The organism is Limnovirga soli (genome assembly GCF_013106755.1).
In the GTDB taxonomy this organism is placed as follows: domain Bacteria; phylum Bacteroidota; class Bacteroidia; order Chitinophagales; family Chitinophagaceae; genus Limnovirga; species Limnovirga soli.
Genome location: NZ_WHPF01000006.1, coordinates 331,696 through 349,740 on the forward strand (window position 1 = coordinate 331,696; position 18,045 = coordinate 349,740).

The window sequence follows — 18,045 nt, forward strand, 5'->3', positions numbered from 1 at the left end:
TGAGCAATTGGAATTACAAGAAACAGTTACTTCAAATTCACCATAATCCCAACATTTCAAGTTGTAGATCATTATATAACCAAACCCTACAAGAGTGCGACGCAAGTATAGCCCAAATATTATGGATATTGCCCGGCTACCATTAATAATTGCATTTGCTTGCATGATAGCGATTTATTTAAGCCTGAATTAAAATACGTTTTTAAAAAGTAAAAACACAAATGTTAACGGATTTTTATAAAACATTGTTCTTTTGTAAGAATAGATTTGTGAGATGAAAAGACACTTGTTGTTATTGGTGCTGTTGTTTGCTGCCGGTTTTTTGCATGCGCAGGATATAACAGGTATTTGGCGGGGGTATTTTAACTCGGGTTATGGTTATTACAAGCAACAATATAAATATGAAATTCAAATAAACCAGCTGGCCAATAAAGCTGCTCAAAAAAGTATACAGGGCGTAACATACTCGTACCACACTACCGTTTTTTATGGAAAAGCCACTCTTCAGGGAATTTATGATGCTAAGAACAAAAGCCTGACTTTTAATGAATTAAAACTGGTAGAACTAAAAATATCTGATAAAAGTGAGCCATGTTTAATGAGTTGCTATCTTGATTACAGCAAGGAAGATAAAACCGAAATTTTAAGGGGAACTTTTATAAGTGTAAACGAAAAAAGTAAAAAAGATTGCGGCTCGGGTTATGTTTACCTGGAAAAAGTAACTGAATCTGATTTTGAAAAAGAAGATTTTCTGGTGAAGAAAAAACCTTTGGTAAAACCCCCTGTTACCATTTTACCAAAAGACAATAACCCTATTGTACAAAAAAAGCAAGTACCAGAAAAGAAACCTGAAGTGGGAATTAATCAAAAGAAAACAGTTACAGCCCCACCTGTAAATCCAAGACAAACCGGTGTTGATACAATTGCCATTAAAAAACCATTTGTACCCAAGCCGGCAGAAGAAGATCGAATTAATAAAGAACTTACCAAAAAAATACTGCCGGTACCTGAAGTGATTAAAACGAGGGATAATCCACTTATTAAAAGTATTATTACCAATTCTTCGGATATATTGATTCAACTATATGATAATGGGGAAATTGATGGCGATACCATAACCGTATTTGACAATAATGAAATTATTGTGAATAAAAAGGGACTAACGAAACAGCCCATTACCATTAATTTAACTTCTGACATTCAAAATGCACATCACGAAATTGTAATGGTGGCTAATAACCTTGGAACTATTGCACCTAATACGGCTTTGATGATAATTACCACCGGAAATAAAAGGTATGAATTATTTATATCATCTGATGAAAGAAAAAATGCCAGGGTAATTATTGATTTTAAAATGCCGGGAAAAGACACAAAATAAGTAACCAATAAAAACACAATAATGGGATTTTTTAAAAAACTTTTGGGCAGCGGGAATAATGGTGGTAAAATGGGTGATTTATTACAGCAGCTCACTACAGATTTATCGCTTGATACAAATCAGGCAAATGAAATAAAAGTACTTTTTAAAAGTTTTAAAGAACAAAGGGCTGGCATAAAATCGGCGGGTGGAGAAAGGTCGCAAATACTTGCTGCAAGGCAGGCCATGACAGAAAAGATGATTAACTTGCTTTCGCCCCAACAGCAGGATATTTTTAAACAGAATGCGGGTAAATACGATTCGTTTTTACAACAATCTTAAATAAAAAAGGCACTATGACTAGAATGGTGCCTTTTTTATTTTTAACTGGATTTATTCTTTTTCTGTGATACCTAGACCTTCCAGAATGGAAGTTGCAAAATTCATGGCTCTGCCTATTGCCTGGTCCATATCATAATAACGATATTCACCTAATCTTCCGCAAATTAATACCTTGTCCAGGGTTTCAGATTCGGCTTTATATTTTTCGTAAAGCGATTTGTTTATTTTATCAGGAAAAGGATATTCATACTGATTTGGAGATTCTGGTGTAAATGGTGTTTCATGAGTTAACAAAGTGCCATTTACATTTTTCTTGTCATCAGCATGCATCAAATGTTTCCATTCAATGGTACGGATTCTTGGGTCTTCAGGGCTATTATAGTTTACCTGAATATATGGCTGATATTCTTGGGTATCAGTTAAATGTTCAACCCTGCGTTGTTGACCACGGTATTTTAATTTACCAAATTTGTAGTCAAAGAATTCATCAATGGGACCTGTAAAAATAAGTAGTTTATTAGCTACCACTTCTTCCTTATGCTGCAGGTAATCATATTCAAGATGCATTTTTATACCTTCTACCATATTGCGCATCATTTCGGTATATCCATTTCTTGGCAGGGCGTTCCATTTATGATTAGGCGTAAGCGTGTTTACATTTGATTTGTTTATGGTAATTCTTGTGGCAAGTTCTTTATCAAGATCAACACATTTTACACCCCATTGCTTTTCGGTATAGCCTTTTATAAACAACTCATAGAGCTGAACAGGCATTTTTGCCAAACAGGCTTCCTCAAAATTTTGTGGTTCGCCCTGAAACAAATTCCATTCTTTACCTGCAATTTTTTCAATATAGGAATGTTGCACCGGCCAGTTAAGGTACTCTCCGTTTACCTTAGACATTAATACAGAACTCCAGTCGTAAAATTCAGAAAATCTATTTACGAATTTCCATATTTTCTCAGAGCCGCATCTAAAATAATGTGGCCCATATTTATGAATCATAGCACCGCTTTCTTCGTGCTTATAATCGTAAATATTTCCTGCAATATGGTCCTTTCTGTCAAGGATAACAACGTCTTGTCCATGATCAGTTAAGATTCTTCCAATAGTACTTCCTGTTAAGCCTGAGCCAACAATTACATAGTCTGCTTTAATCATAGTGGTTAGTAATAATAGTGTTAAAATTAAACACGCCTGACCTCAAAGAGGACAAGCGTGTAATATAATGTGTAAAAATTTAATGCAAGAATTGAAATTAATAAGCCCCATCGCCTGTAATTACCACAATTGGAGTTTTAATTAAGATTTTCATATCAAGAAATAAGCTGTAGTTCTCGATGTATTCTGTATCATGGGTAATCATAAATTCAGCGCTGGTATTATTAACACGATCTCTGATTTGCCATAATCCGGTAATCCCCGGACGAACCAAACATCGGATTTCTCTGAATTCAGGCAAATGCTTTAACATAAATGGAACAAGTGGTCTTGGGCCGATCATGCTCATATCGCCGATAAATACATTAAACAACTGAGGCAATTCATCTATACTTGTTTGGCGTATTATTTTGCCAATCCATGTAATACGAGAGTCGTTTTTAACTTTATGCAATATTCCCTTTTCCTGACCTGCCAAAGCTACTTCGTAATCAGTTTTTTTAACGCTCTGGTCGGTAACCATTGACCTGAATTTGAAACATCTGAAATGGTTTCCCCTATAACCAACTCTTTCGTTTGAATATAGAATGGGACCACGTGAGGTGAATTTTACAATAATTGCAACTGTGATTAAAACAGGTGCTAAAGAAATAATAAGTAAACCTGATGTAACGATGTCAAATAGTCTTTTAAGCCCTACCTGAATACTTTTTTTCTCCAAAGACTCTTCAATCAAACGCTTCTTTTCAGGATACGTTGATTCAAGATGAATGTGCAGAACAGATTCATTAATTCCAGTTGTTTTGTGAAGAAGGTTTACTTCCATAGATTATGTCGTTTTTAATTTGGTGCTTTCAGGATATGTTCCAAAGATAAGAGATTTGAAAATGCATTATGATTTTTTTAACACTGATTAGAAAATTTCAAATAGTTCACTCAAATTAGATAAACTGCTTGAATTTTTCAAAAAAAAATCAGTTATATCAAAACATTTATCAATGATTTGAAAAATTCGTTAGAAAAAAGACAAAAGAAAATCAATTTTTATTCCAATTTCTCAATTAAAAAAATATTAATAAAATTTAGTATTTATACAGTACATAACAAAAAAATGTATTTATAATAAATTTATTTACAACACTTTGCAAAAATATTATTCTAAAACTCCACCACTAATAGCATTTTTTTTTGAAACTTTTAGAAGTTAGAGGAAACAATATCATAACATAAAAAGTGAAAACAAGCACACTTTTCCAAGCTTGGTTAAGGCCTGAAATCAATTGAATCTTCTACACTACCGCAATTAAGCATAGCACTTTTATATATGGGATGCTTATTACCCAAATAAGGGTTAATTATTGCATTTGTATCTGAAATCCAGTAAGCTTCTTCTTTATCGTTAAAAGCCATTGGACATTTTTCGTGATAGATTACCCGCTGATCGTATCTAACTGTTTTAATTAGATTATATACATTTTCACTAATATCATAGAAAAAATGCCTTTTTAAAACTATTGTTTCAGCATTCGCCAGATTGATTGTTTCTGCAATAGTATTATTAGAAAAATCTGTTGCGGTTGCCAAAATTGTAGTATCGGCCATTAATGTTTCATAGTTAATTGCCTTTAAAGAGGCTTGAAACAATTTAGCTGAACCATTTATTTTAATAGTATCCCAGTTTACAAATGCATCTTTTAAGTCAAAATAGGCGTTAAGCATATTTGAAAAAGAATTATTAAACATATCACTATTTGTACTTTGTGTTAAAGCCTGTTGTTTAGGCTCACCAGGTTCATTTTCAGATTTGTTGAAAACCACTAAATAAACCGCCAAAATAACTATTGCAAATCCTATGATACCTAATCCTTTTTTCATGTAAAGTTTTAAACAAATTTACCAATTCTTCAATCAGGAAATATATTTTAAAAATTAAAATGAGTTGAGTTCGTGTTTCTGCATCTGCATATAATTAATCGTAAACCTGGCAAAAAGGATAACAGTTCTTGTAGATTATTTTAATTTTGTTTCAAAGCGTTAGGGATTGCAGCGGAAAGCCCGCAGCGCAGCGAGGACTTGCAGCGGAAAGCCCGACCTAAAGGGTAACGCCCAATATGCTTTTTATTTTCAGGTATTACTGTTAACTTATCATCCTGATTATAGTATATGCTTTTGCTAAAGCTGTACATTTGATTTTACTGATTGCAAAAATTGCCATTTATGGAAGCTTACGGAAAAATTTTATTGATTGCAATGCCCGCATTTTTATTGTTGGTGCTTTTTGAGAAATGGTATGGCTGGAGAAAGGGAATGGATACTGTTACCGGCATGGATATGATTAGCAGCCTTAGCAGTGGTATTACCAATGTAACAAAAGATGTTTTAGGAATCGGCATCACCATTTTATCGTATGAATGGCTGGTTAACCATATTGCAATTTACCATGTTGAAAACAGTTTACTTGTTTACAGTATTAGCTTTTTGGTGCTCGACTTTGCCGGTTATTGGGTACACCGGTTTGACCATAAAATAAATTTTTTGTGGAATAGCCATATTGTACACCATAGCAGTGAAGAATTTAATTTGGCCTGTGCATTAAGACAAAGTATTTCAGTTTTTGTACGCATATTTTCGTTTTTATTAATACCTGCAGCCTTATTGGGTGTACCGGCAAATGTAATTGCAGTAGTAGCCCCACTTCATTTATTTGCCCAATTCTGGTATCATACAAGGCATATAAATAAAATGGGCATTTTAGAGAAATTTTTGGTTACACCTTCTCATCATAGGGTTCACCATGCTATAAACCCGGAATATATAGATAAAAATATGGGCCAGATTTTTATTTTTTGGGATAAATTATTTGGCACATTTCAGGAAGAATTAGCGCATGTGCCACCAGTTTATGGCATTACCAGACCGGTACAAACATGGAACCCCATTAAAATTAATTTCCAGCATATGTGGTTATTAATTAAAGATGCATGGAGAACCAATTCCATAAAAGATAAACTACGCATTTGGTTTATGCCAACTGGCTGGCGACCAGCAGATGTTGCGCAAAAATATCCCGTACAAAAAATTGAGGACGTATACCACTTTAATAAGTATGCCACCTCACACACCAATAAATTGTATTACTGGGTTTGGGTACAAATGATAGCGTTATTATTAATCATCAGCTATTTATTTGCCAATATTGCTACAATTGGTACGCCGAACATGTTTTATTATGGTGCATTTATATTTGTTTATGTGTATTCGTTTACAGAATTAATGGATAAAAATACCAATGCAGTGTTGTACGAAATTGCGAAATGTATTTTAGGGCTGGCTATTATTATATATATGGGCGATTGGTTTGGAGCTAACAAGCTTTCCCCCATTATTACCATAGCATTGGCAACTTATTTTATTTTATCTATTGGTATAAGTATTTGGATATACTTTGTGGAATTTAAAACCCAGCACACGGTAGAAGCAATTGCCTAATAAAAATTGGGCAATAAAAAAGCCTGCTAATAGCAGGCCTTTTTATTGTTAATCATTAACTGATTGCTGACTTATTATATATACATTATTATGTACCGGGCTGACAGGTATCAACTCAACTTTACTTGCGTCGCACACTTGTACACTATTAACATTGCGCAACACGAAACAGCCAAATACATTTAAAACTAATTATTTGGAGCTCCGGCATTTACCCATTTTTCAATTTGGGTAATATTGCAATCACTCAACATAGGAGAACCTTGTGGCATTGGAGAATAACCAGGCGCATGGGTAATAGATCCAACCAAACGGCCATTTAAAGCTACTGTTTGAACACCTGAGTACACTGAAAGGTCAATACCGGCAGACGCATTTTTACCACTATGGCAACCAATACAATTATTTGTCATAATAGGCGCCACTCCTCCGCTATAGGTATATACAGATGTATCGCAGGCAGAACAATTAGTTGTATTTTTTGCACCTTGCCTTATCCATCTTCTTATCAAAGTTTCCTGCTCAGTGGTAAGTTTGGTATTACCTTTTGGAGGCATCTCACCTTCAGCAATTACTGTGTATACTTCGCTCTGCTGCGGGTGGTAGGGTACAATACCTTTCTTCATAATATTATTATACGAATCAAGTACATAACCTTCTTTATGCGATTTTGCATCATGACAGCCACTTTTGGCACAACTACTCTGGAAAATAGGTAACACTTCTCCTTCAAAACATACTGGCGGGGCTTTAGCATCCAGCAAATCCTGGGCTGCAATACTGTCCTGGTAAGCTTTTGTCTGGTTAATATCCGGTGAATTTACGGATCGTTGGCAGGCAAAAAACAGCAGTAATATAACTGCAAATAACAATGCTGATTTTTTCATATTCGTCGCGGTTTGGTTAAATAGTTGAGTGCCATTAAAAAAATGTGCTACACATAGCCATTCAGTTTAACAGCTGGTTTAATAACTTAACAATCAGGTTGTAATTGAGGAATATTAAAGGGTGGAAATACTAATAATTGAAGAACGTAATTTTTAACAAAAGAAAAATACACAACCTACTTACCCCGCATTTATTCCAGCTCAACACTGCTAAAACTTTGCTGAACCGGTATAGAATTTATCTGATATATATAATTAAACAGTAGCAGGTACTACATTCAACAATCAGTTATAATAATTTTTAATAATACCAAAACAAAAATTATTTTTTAGCAACTATCTTGCAACCTAATAAAATCTATAATGAGTATAACGGTATATATATTATTATTTTTTAGTGCTTTTATTGGCAGCGTAATAAACGCCATTGCCGGCGGGGGCAGTTTTTTTACTTTTCCCGCCTTAATATTTGCAGGTGTACCAATTTTAAATGCAAATGCCACCAGTACAGTAGCATTATGGCCAGGTGCTGTTTCCAGTGCTTTTACCTACCGCAAAAAACTACAAATAGACAAGAAAAAACTTATCACATTTGCCATAATTAGCCTGGTGGGCAGTATAGCAGGCACCGTACTTTTATTAATAACACCATCTGATATTTTAAAAAAAATTCTACCCTATTTAATGCTGATTGCCACCTTATTGCTGGCGTTTAAAAAACAACTGGCAGGCAATAAAACCATTGGTACCGCATCAGCTAATAATGCAGCTTTTATTAATATATTGCAATTTATAATTGCGGTATATGGAGGGTATTTTGGAGGTGGAATAGGCATATTAATGCTCGCTGCTTTTCACCTGATGGGTTTTACAGATTTGTTGCAAATGAATGCCTTAAAAACAGTATTGGCTGCCCTTATAAATGGGGCTGCTGTTGTATTATTTACTGTTACCCAACAAGTAATTTGGCCAGTAGCAGTAGTAATGTTGGTAGGTGGTATAATTGGCGGATATACCGGCGCCTTTATTGGCAGTAAAATATCGGCTGTGTTGTTAAACCGTTTTATTATTACCGTTGGAATTTTTCTCACCATCTGGTTTTTTACGCACCAATAAATATTACACAGTATCATTTTTATGGGCCCGGCTTTAGTATAAGCATTGGGCTATACTTGCGTCGCACACTGCAGGGTTTGGGTTATAACCCAGCTAAAAAATGCTATTAATTTCGCTTGCCCAATTTTTGTATTGCGTTAGGGATTGCAGCGTAAAGCCCACAGCACAGCGAGGACTTGTAGCGTAAAGCCCGGCCCTTTTGGGCAACGCCCTATTTCAAATGCAACATAGCAAATAAAATACACAAATGTAAATGGCTTAATATCAATATAATAGGCTATTTCTGTCGCTAATTTTTGTCATCGAATTTATACTACACAAATACCTTTTCGGCTACTACTATACTACTTATGTATTTATAACAACTTCGTGTAAGATTTTAAAGAAGCCCTGTAAAACCAGTAAACAACAACCGTTTACATGTTAACGGGTTAGAAAAAAATCACTAACATGACACCCTACCTATCGTATAAAAAACTATTGATATTTGCCTTTGCAATACTTTTTGCCGGCCTGGCAAATGCGCAACTAAAAGCTGGGTTTACTGCTGATAAAACTGCAGGATGTGCCCCCCTGATTGTGCATTTTCAGGATGTTTCTACTGGTAGCGCCACCAGCTATAAATGGGATCTTGGAAATGGTGTAGTAACCACCGCACAAAACCCTAATACAGTATATTTTAATCCCGGTAGTTATACAGTAAAACTGGTAATTACCAAAACTGGTGGTAAGGACAGCATTATAAAAACCGCCTACATAAATGTTTACGATAAACCGGCACCTGATTTTAGCATCTCCAACCCAACCGGATGTATACCATTAACAGTAAATTTCACCGACAAAAGTAAAGCTGGCGCCGGCACAATAAGTAATTGGTTTTGGGATTTTGGAGATGGTAATATAGCAAGTACTGCAAATACTTCACATGTGTATACAACATCGGGGAGCAATACTGTTGTGTTGCAGGTTACCAACAGCTTTGGTTGTAAAAATGAAATTACCAAACCGGCGGCTATTAATGCATCAGATGGCGTAACAGCCGATTTTAGTTATGTTAGTCCGGATGTGTGCAATTTTCCCTCACCAGTACAATTTACCAATAACTGTAAGGGAACAGGTGTTTTAAAATACAACTGGAATTTTGGAGATTCTACCAGCAGTACCCAAACATCACCATCGCATATATATAACAAGACAGGCACTTATTCAGTTAAGTTAACCGTAAGCAATGCCAATGGCTGTACCGATATTATCACCAAACAAATTACCATTTTACATGCGCAGGCATCATTTACCGCAGCAGATACTACCTGTTTAGGTACCAATGTTTTATTTACCAGTACAACAAATCCAAGTCCCGCCTCAGTTGTTTGGGATTTTGGTGACGGTTCAAGCGCAACTGCCGTAAATGGTAGCCATACTTATAATACTGTGGGCACATATCAGGTACTAATGGTAAGTAATTTTGCAGGTGGATGCTCAGATTCTGTAATCAAAAAAATTACTGTTGTATCGGGGCCGGTGGCTGCGTTTGGCGCTTTAGACTCAGTTAGCTGCGCTATTCCATTTAAAGCTACTTTTCAAAACAAATCAACCGGATCCGGCAACACCTATAAATGGGATTTTGGTGATGGAAAAACAGCATCAGGTGTAATACCACCAAATAATTATACGGCTTATGGCAGTTACAATGTAACACTTACAGCTACCAATAAATATGGCTGTACAGACACAAAAACCATAAACAATTGTGTTGTTCTTTCACCAATGACTATTACAGGTATTAGCGGTATTAACGACAAAAGAAAATGTATTCCATTAACCATTGACCCACAGGTAATGGTTAATGGCATTTACAGCATAACCAAATACAACTGGAATTTTGGAGATGGTGCCACTTCTACTTTGGCAAACCCTACACATATTTATACAAAAGAGGGTAATTATATTATTACTGTTACCATAGAAACTATTGACGGTTGTAGCGCAACTTATACTATGCCAGAGGCAATATCACTTGGTCATAGACCAACCGCTGATTTTACCGTAAGTGATACGGCAATATGTTATAACCAGTTTATTACTGCCACCAGTACCTCTACCAATGGCCCCATTGATTATTTACAATGGAATGGTATGGCAATTGAGCCCGGCAGTAATAGTTTCACCAAATTAAGATTCTCTGATACCGGTTATTTCTCAATAACCCTAAAAGCGTTTAATAATTTGTGTGCCGATACAATCACCAAAACCAATATTGTATATGTAAAAGGACCCAAAGCCAGGTTTAGTTTTACGCAAACTTGTATAAATAAAACTGATGTAGGTTTTACCGATAATTCTGTGGCTGGGTTAACCAGAATATGGGATTTTGGTGATGGTACAACTGATAATACCCTAACACCGTTACATTCATTTGATACTTCAGGTATTTATACAGTTACAATGCATTCCATTAACGGAACCTGTAATGATTCAACCACTTCAACTGTAAGGGTAATTAGCGATAAAGGTGCTATTGCAGTTTCTAAAACCGAATTTTGTCGCAATGAAAATATTAACCTGAATATATTAAATGTAGATGCTGCAAACTTCTCTGCCATCACCTGGAATATGGGTAATGGGGATATTTTTACCACCAGTTCTATTAATACTGCTTATACCTACACCAATTCTGGTGATTATAAAATAACTGCTATTTTGCTGGATAAAAATAATTGCAGCGACACCATAATTTTTTCAGATACGATACATGTATATGGTGGTGTGGCTAATTTTAAAACTTCGGTTACAGGCGCCTGCCAAAATAATAGTATTGATTTTTTAGACGCATCAGTAAACACCACAAAATATCCAATTGTATCTTGGTCATGGAATTTTGGTGATGGTAATACTCAAAAAAACACCACTCCAATTGTTAGTTTTTCCCATCAATATAAAGATACCGGCTACTTTAGTGCAAGCCTTGTAATAAAAGATGCATTTGGTTGCACTGACAGTATGGGTAAATCAAATCTTATTCTTATTACCAGACCTTATAGTGCTTTTAGTTTAAGTGATAGTATAGTTTGCCCCGGAAAAAATATTCAGTTTACTGATAATTCCACTGGCCGTAGCCTAAGCTATACATGGCATATGGGTGATGGCTACCAAATTTCCGGATATTCCAATCCAACTTATGGTTATACAATACCTGGCACCTACTCACCAGTACTCTCCATAAAAGATATCAATGGCTGTATGGATTCTGTACATGCTCCATTTAATGTAAAAGTTGCATTTCCTAAAATCAACTATTCAATCAGTGATTCATTTGCGGTTTGCCCACCATTAATGGTAAACTTTACCAACAGCTCTTCCTTATATAATACGCTAACCTGGGATTTTGGTGATGGCAGTTTTTCAAACCAATTATCACCAACACATTTATATACCTATCCCGGCATTTATAAAGCCAAACTGGTGATTAGCGGCAATGGTGTTTGTACAGATTCTCTTGTAAGAACCATTACCATTAAAGGGCCTACCGGGCAATTACAATACGATAGCTCAGCTGTTTGTTTGCCATTTGTTTCAACCATAAAAGTAAACTCCAAAAATGCAAGCGGCTATTATTGGGATTATGGTGATGGCACAACTGAATCAAATAATCTAAACGTGGTTAAACACAGTTATACCACTGGTGAATTTGTTCCCAAAATAATATTATCCGATATAGATGGCTGCAAAGTGCCTATTATTGGGAAAGACACCCTTAAGGTTTTTGACCTGAATACACAGTTTAAAGCTGACAGACTGGTAATTTGCGATTCTGGTGCCGTTTTATTTACCAATTTCTCAGCCACCAACGATAGTATTACCAAAACACAATGGAATATTAATAATAATTCAGTTTTAAATGGTATGGAAGTATACCATCAGTTTAATACTACCGGCACTTATAATATAACCATGACAACCACTACACTGCATGGCTGTAAAGACAGTATTAATTTTACCCAACCTATAAAAGTTGTAGCAAGTCCGGTTATAAGTATTAGTGCAAAAAGCGATTATTGTGTACAGGATTATTTTAATATAAATGGAAATGAAGATATAAAAGACACTTCTGCACTTGCATGGATATGGGATTTTAAAAACGGCATTACCAATACCAATAAAAAGGTAGATTCGATGGTATACCAAACTGCCGGCTTATATAAGGTTTCATTAACCGCCACCAACAGTAGTGGATGCGCCACCACTGTATATCAGGATGTAAATGCCAGGCCCTTGCCATTTCTTGATGCCGGGATAGATACAGTAATTTGCAGGTATACCAGTTATGCGCTTGCTCCAAGTTATATTGATGCCTACAATTGGAAATCTGATATTTCTATCAAGTGTGTAGATTGCAGAAATCCGGTGGTATCTCCAGATAGTACCAGATATTATTATTTGCTTGGTAAAGACCAATATGGTTGCAGGGCCACAGACTCTGTTAAAATTACGGTGGTACAACCTTCTTCCGTTTCTGTTTCAAGAAGTGATACCATTTGTTTGGGCCAGCAAATTAAATTTACAGCCAATGGTACCGATAATTATCAATGGTATCCCAGCTTATATCTTAGCAATGCCAATGCCGCCAACCCTGTTTGTAACCCTGGTAAAGACACTACCATGACCTATACCGTAATTGGCAGTGATTATAAAAAATGCTTTAGCGATACAGGAAAAATAAATGTAAAAGTATACCCCATTCCTGCAATCAATTTTGCAGAAAAGGAAATTACCATGCCAAGTGGTGGAAATATTCAATTAAAAGCGGTAACCTCCCCCGACGTTAAGTATTGGCGCTGGACACCACAATACGGTTTAAGCAATGCCCTAATTGCCAACCCGCTGGCTGCACCAAAAGCAACTACTACTTATACCTGTACCGCCACCAACGACGGAGGTTGTACCAGTTTAACCCAGTTAACTATTAATGTAGTTTGCGGCAATAACAATTATTTTATACCCAACACCTTCTCTCCTAATAACGATGGTGTAAACGATCAGTTTTATGTAAGGGGTAATGGCTTATTCAACATAAAAAGCTTTATGATTTTTAACAGGCTTGGTCAACAGGTTTATGCCATTCAAAACACCACCGCCAACAAAGCAAGTGATGGCTGGAACGGCACCTACAAAGGCTCACCAGTAGACCCTGATGTTTATATTTATATGATAGAAATTATTTGCGAAAACAATACAGTTATTCCTGTTAAGGGTAGTATTACCTTACTACGGTAGTATATTGCCGAAGTAAATTACAGGCGTACAAGTGTGCCACGCAAGAAAAGCTGACACAATAACCACTTGCCGGGCTCAATAAACTAATTATTGTGTACCCGGCAATTTTATTTCTATGGTGCCTGGTTGCGTCGCACACTTGTACTCTATAACAATATTGAGCAAAAAACAAGATGAAAATGTGGCAAATAGCATTTTTATTATTAGTTTTATTTAACTGTTATAACACAGCAAAAAAATCCGTACAATTTTAACCCTGATGACAATTGAAACGCCATATATCCTGCTTATTGTAAAAGAAGAGGCGAACCTCTTAGGTGTAAAAGATGCTGTGATAAAGGCAGAAAACAATAGCATTGTTTCGGCATTTCAACAATCGCAGGAAGCTTTATCAAAACTGGCAACGGCTAACTTTCATTGTATAATTGTAGACTATAATTTACCAGATGCCAACGGGCTTGATGTGGTAAAGCAAATTGTAAAAGCCAATGATCAGGTACCAGTAATTTTATTACTTCCGTTTGAGGATGAAGACATTGCTGATCTGGCTTATATGTATGGTGTTTACGAGGTTTTTAATATGGATGTAATTTCAAAACCTGTTTTCACCAATGCCATACGCTGGGCGTTAAAATATTATGATGCTACCTATAAAATTCAAAATTCAAAAAAAGCAGTAGCACAGGCATTAAAGGTAAAAGGCGATTTTCTTAATAACATGAGCCACGAAATAAGAACGCCTATGAATGGCATTATGGGGCTTACTGATATTTTAAGCGAAACAAAACTTGACAGTCAACAGCAGGAGCTGGTGCTGCTTATTCAACAACAAAGCGAGCATTTATTACATTTATTGAATGATATTCTTGATTTTTCCAATATACAATCAGGTAAAATAACAGTTGAAAAAAATCCTTTCTTTTTTAGGGAAACCATACAACAGGTTTTGAATGAAATAGCTCCCAAAGCAATAGCCAAGCAACTTGCTTTTAATGTACAAATTGACGAAACCCTGCCGCAGCAATTTGTTGGCGATGCGCGCCGGCTGCAACAAATTATAGCCAACCTGGCAAGCAATGCAGTAAAATTTACTGAAAAAGGAAGTGTAGAAGTTAAGATAAATGCAGTTAGCAGGCAATCTGATTTTTATATTGTTGACATAGTGATTACCGATACAGGAATTGGCATAGAACCCGGTTTAAAAGAAGCCATTTTTGAAAGTTTTAATCAGGGCAACAATGAAAAGAACCGAAAATACACAGGTATTGGTTTAGGGCTTAGTATTACCAGCATTTTGGTAAATTCTATGGCGGGTAAAATTATGGTAGAAACTACACCAGGTAAGGGCGCCATGTTTGTTGTAAGGCTACCCCTATCTGTATACGATGCTGCTGATTTGGCTAACAGGGAAACTAATGACAACAGTAAAACCGGCAAACTATCATCACTACATGTGCTTATTGCCGAGGATAATGAAATAAACCAATTGCAGTTAAAGTACCTAATGAAAAAATGGGATATTACCACCAGTATTGCCAATAACGGGCTGGAAGCGCTTGCCCTTTTAGAAAAGGAACAATTTAACCTGGTGCTTATGGATATTCAAATGCCCGAAATGGATGGTTATACCGCAACAGCAGCTATTCGAAAAACCTATAATAAAAAAAGGCTCCCGGTAATAGCAATGACGGCCAATGCCTTTTTGATAGACGAAAGCAAATGCCTTGAAGCAGGCATGAACGATTATATTCTAAAACCCTTTAAACAAACTGAATTGTATAATAAACTTGCAGAATTTGTAACCATAAATGCCATGGCACCACATGAATCTTCAATTGACATAGATAATATAACTCCTGATTTAAAAATGATCAAGGAAATTGCGGATGGCAATGAAGAATTTGAAAAGGAGATGATCAATATGTTTAAAACTATTGTACCTCCGGAACTGGAAAAGCTGGGGAATGCTATTGAAAAGGCCGATTATACTACTATCCGCTCATTATCACATAAATTAAAATCTTCAATTGGCATGATGGGGCTTGACGTATTGTTAAAACCCTTAAGTATTATGGAAGCAAAGGCCAAAGATCAGATTGACCTTGATATTATTACCCAATATTTTAAAACAATTGAAAGTGCGTGTACGAATGTTATAAATAAATTATAGTATATTTAATAAAAAATCCGTTATCCAAACTTTGTTGCAGGTGAACCTTTTGCTTTAGCAACATATCAATCATCCAAACAATATCCAATCTATGAAAGAAGTTATCACCACAAAACCAACTTTCATTTCCAAATTTAAAAATTCTCTTATTGCTTTTTCGGGTATTTCTATGGTTTGGCTATTACTATTACTGCTACTAAGTATGTACGAAATAGTGCTAAACACCGTTAACAACGATCTTAACAATGAAGCATTTTATGTAATTGTTGCCAGCATATTTAATGCTACACTTTTTTGGCTAAAATGTTATAGTGTTTTATACCTAATATTTGTTTTTGTACATTACTTTTCCAGTCGCCTTGCTTATACCATTATCAGCATCTGCCTCATCCTTTTAACTATCGGGCAAATTTCATTAATCAAATATTTCAACACGGCGTTCGTTCCTTTAGGTGCGGATTTGTTTGGATATTCTGCAGCAGATATACAGCAAACAGTTGGTGCATCTGGTAGTCTAAATTTCACATATATCTTAACCGTTCTTATAGCAATAGCATTAGTTATAATAGGGTTAAAGAAAGCAAAACACAGGTTTTCCTTATCATTTAAACCAGCACTATTCTTACTGCTAATTTCCCTACTATATGTATTTTCCAATATCAGGCCAACTCCATTCCAGTCAATTTTAAAAACCGAATTCACTAAAAATCTTTCCGTAAACAAAGACGATTACTTTCTTTCTACTACCTTCCAACATTTCTTTACCTCTGCCGATGAAGATGCAGCAATTTTTGCGCAAAGCTATACCGGTGGCTACTTCGCATCAGAATCTGAAAATGGAAAATTCTCCTATGTTGATGAAGAAAATTATCCCTTTTTACATAAAGAAACCACCAGCGATGTATTAAGCCCCTTTATAAACAAAGGCGAAACACCACCCAATATCGTTATCATACTGGTAGAAGGTTTAGGCCGGGCATTTGCCAATGATGGTGCCTATCTGGGTAATTTCACGCCATTTTTAGATTCATTATCAAATCAAAGCCTTTACTGGAAAAACTTTGTAAGCCAGGGGGGCAGAACATTTGCAGTACTTCCCTCAATACTTGGCTCATTGCCTTTTGCCAAAAACGGTTTTAATGAATTAGGTAATAATATGCCTAACCATCTATCCCTTATAAGTCTTTTAAAACTTAATGGCTACAATTCCGCATTTTATTATGGTGGCGATGCACACTTTGACAACATGAGCTTATTTCTCCAAAAAAATGGAATTGGGGCTGTGAATGATGAAGCAACTTTTCCTAAAACATATGCAAAAATGCCAGCTTCATCAGAAGGCTTTACCTGGGGCTATGGGGATGAGAATCTGTTCAAACGATATATGGAATTGCACGATAATGCCAACAATACCAAACCCAATCTTGATATTCTTTTAACGGTTTCTATGCATAGCCCGTTTCTTATAAACAACCCCGACACCTATTATAAACTTTTTGAACAAAGGCTAAAACAACAACAATTTTCCGATCAGGAAATGGACAATTACCGTAAATACAAAGCACAGTATGCCAGTATAATGTATACCGATAAGGCATTACAACAATTCTTTAGCGCCTATAAAACCAAAAAAGAATATAACAATACCATCTTTGTCATTACCGGCGACCACCGTATGCCCGAAATTCCTATCAGTTCTAAAATAGATCGTTATCATGTGCCGTTAATTATATATTCGCCACTATTAAAAAGAACAGCCACCTTTTCATCCATTTCTGCACATGTAGATATTACCCCTTCCCTATTGGCTTTTTTACACAGCAATTATAATTTTAAACAACCCACACTTACCTCCTGGCTTGGCACAGGTTTAGATACTTCCAGGCAATTCGCAAACAATCATCAGTATGCATTAATGCAAACCAAAAACGATTTACTTGATTATATAGAAGGTAATTTTCATTTAAACGAAGGCAACCTTTTTAGCCTGTCAGAAAATATGAATGAAAGTGCTTCAACAAATGCAGAAAATCAAAATAAACTTCAAACCGATTTTAGTTTATTCAAAAGCAAAAACAATAAAATCACGAATGGCGCCAAATTAATTCCAGATTCAATTTACAACACCTATTTTCCACACTAGCATTAGTTCAGTTTAATAAGTTTAATAAAATAAAATTATTGCATAAGCAGCAGTGCATATGGCATCGCCGGTTGTGTCACTCACTTCAGAGTTCTTCATATAT

General features: G+C 35.7%; 11 protein-coding genes. 7 read left to right on the forward strand and 4 right to left on the reverse strand.

Annotated elements, in window-relative coordinates:
* Window positions 1–274: 274 nt before the first annotated feature.
* Together GD597_RS10385 and GD597_RS10390 are read left to right on the forward strand one after the other, a co-directional pair.
* Window positions 275–1,381, forward strand: coding sequence for a hypothetical protein (locus GD597_RS10385; protein WP_171607778.1), 1,107 nt, complete (start codon window positions 275–277; stop codon window positions 1,379–1,381).
* A gap of 21 nt (window positions 1,382–1,402) precedes the next feature.
* Window positions 1,403–1,702, forward strand: a complete 300-nt coding sequence (locus GD597_RS10390) for a hypothetical protein (protein WP_171607779.1) — start codon at window positions 1,403–1,405, stop codon at window positions 1,700–1,702.
* Window positions 1,703–1,753: 51 nt separating this feature from the next.
* Here the strand turns inward: GD597_RS10390 and GD597_RS10395 are convergent, their stop codons facing one another.
* From GD597_RS10395 to GD597_RS10405, 3 genes are all read right to left on the reverse strand, one after another.
* On the reverse strand, window positions 1,754–2,863 hold the full coding sequence (locus tag GD597_RS10395) for a UDP-galactopyranose mutase (RefSeq protein ID WP_171607780.1): 1,110 nt from the start codon (window positions 2,861–2,863) through the stop codon (window positions 1,754–1,756).
* Window positions 2,864–2,960: 97 nt separating this feature from the next.
* Window positions 2,961–3,689, reverse strand: a complete 729-nt coding sequence (locus GD597_RS10400) for a sugar transferase (protein ID WP_171607781.1) — start codon at window positions 3,687–3,689, stop codon at window positions 2,961–2,963.
* A gap of 437 nt (window positions 3,690–4,126) precedes the next feature.
* Window positions 4,127–4,738: a DUF3347 domain-containing protein gene (locus GD597_RS10405; RefSeq protein ID WP_171607782.1), complete on the reverse strand. Its 612-nt coding sequence runs from the start codon at window positions 4,736–4,738 to the stop codon at window positions 4,127–4,129.
* Window positions 4,739–5,080: 342 nt separating this feature from the next.
* On the opposite strand from GD597_RS10405, the gene GD597_RS10410 reads away from it, so the two are divergent.
* Window positions 5,081–6,352 (forward strand): sterol desaturase family protein, encoded by a 1,272-nt coding sequence (locus tag GD597_RS10410; protein WP_171607783.1) that lies wholly within the window; start codon window positions 5,081–5,083, stop codon window positions 6,350–6,352.
* Between the two features lie 188 nt (window positions 6,353–6,540).
* Here GD597_RS10410 and GD597_RS10415 read toward each other — a convergent pair whose 3' ends face one another.
* Entirely contained in the window at window positions 6,541–7,239 is a 699-nt protein-coding gene (locus tag GD597_RS10415) for a c-type cytochrome domain-containing protein (RefSeq protein WP_171607784.1), read from the reverse strand.
* Window positions 7,240–7,602: 363 nt separating this feature from the next.
* Between GD597_RS10415 and GD597_RS10420 the strand changes: the two genes are divergently transcribed.
* The 4 genes from GD597_RS10420 to GD597_RS10435 all read left to right on the forward strand — a co-directional run bounded on the left by GD597_RS10420 (window position 7,603) and on the right by GD597_RS10435 (window position 17,942).
* The gene (locus tag GD597_RS10420) at window positions 7,603–8,355 is read left to right on the forward strand and encodes a sulfite exporter TauE/SafE family protein (RefSeq protein WP_171607785.1); all 753 of its coding nucleotides are present in this window, start codon (window positions 7,603–7,605) and stop codon (window positions 8,353–8,355) included.
* A 450-nt stretch (window positions 8,356–8,805) separates the two neighbouring features.
* Window positions 8,806–13,629, forward strand: a complete 4,824-nt coding sequence (locus tag GD597_RS10425) for a PKD domain-containing protein (RefSeq protein WP_171607786.1) — start codon at window positions 8,806–8,808, stop codon at window positions 13,627–13,629.
* Between the two features lie 259 nt (window positions 13,630–13,888).
* The gene (locus GD597_RS10430) at window positions 13,889–15,799 is read left to right on the forward strand and encodes a hybrid sensor histidine kinase/response regulator (protein WP_171607787.1); all 1,911 of its coding nucleotides are present in this window, start codon (window positions 13,889–13,891) and stop codon (window positions 15,797–15,799) included.
* Window positions 15,800–15,890: 91 nt separating this feature from the next.
* The gene (locus GD597_RS10435; RefSeq protein ID WP_171607788.1) at window positions 15,891–17,942 is read left to right on the forward strand and encodes an LTA synthase family protein; all 2,052 of its coding nucleotides are present in this window, start codon (window positions 15,891–15,893) and stop codon (window positions 17,940–17,942) included.
* Window positions 17,943–18,045 lie beyond the last annotated feature (103 nt).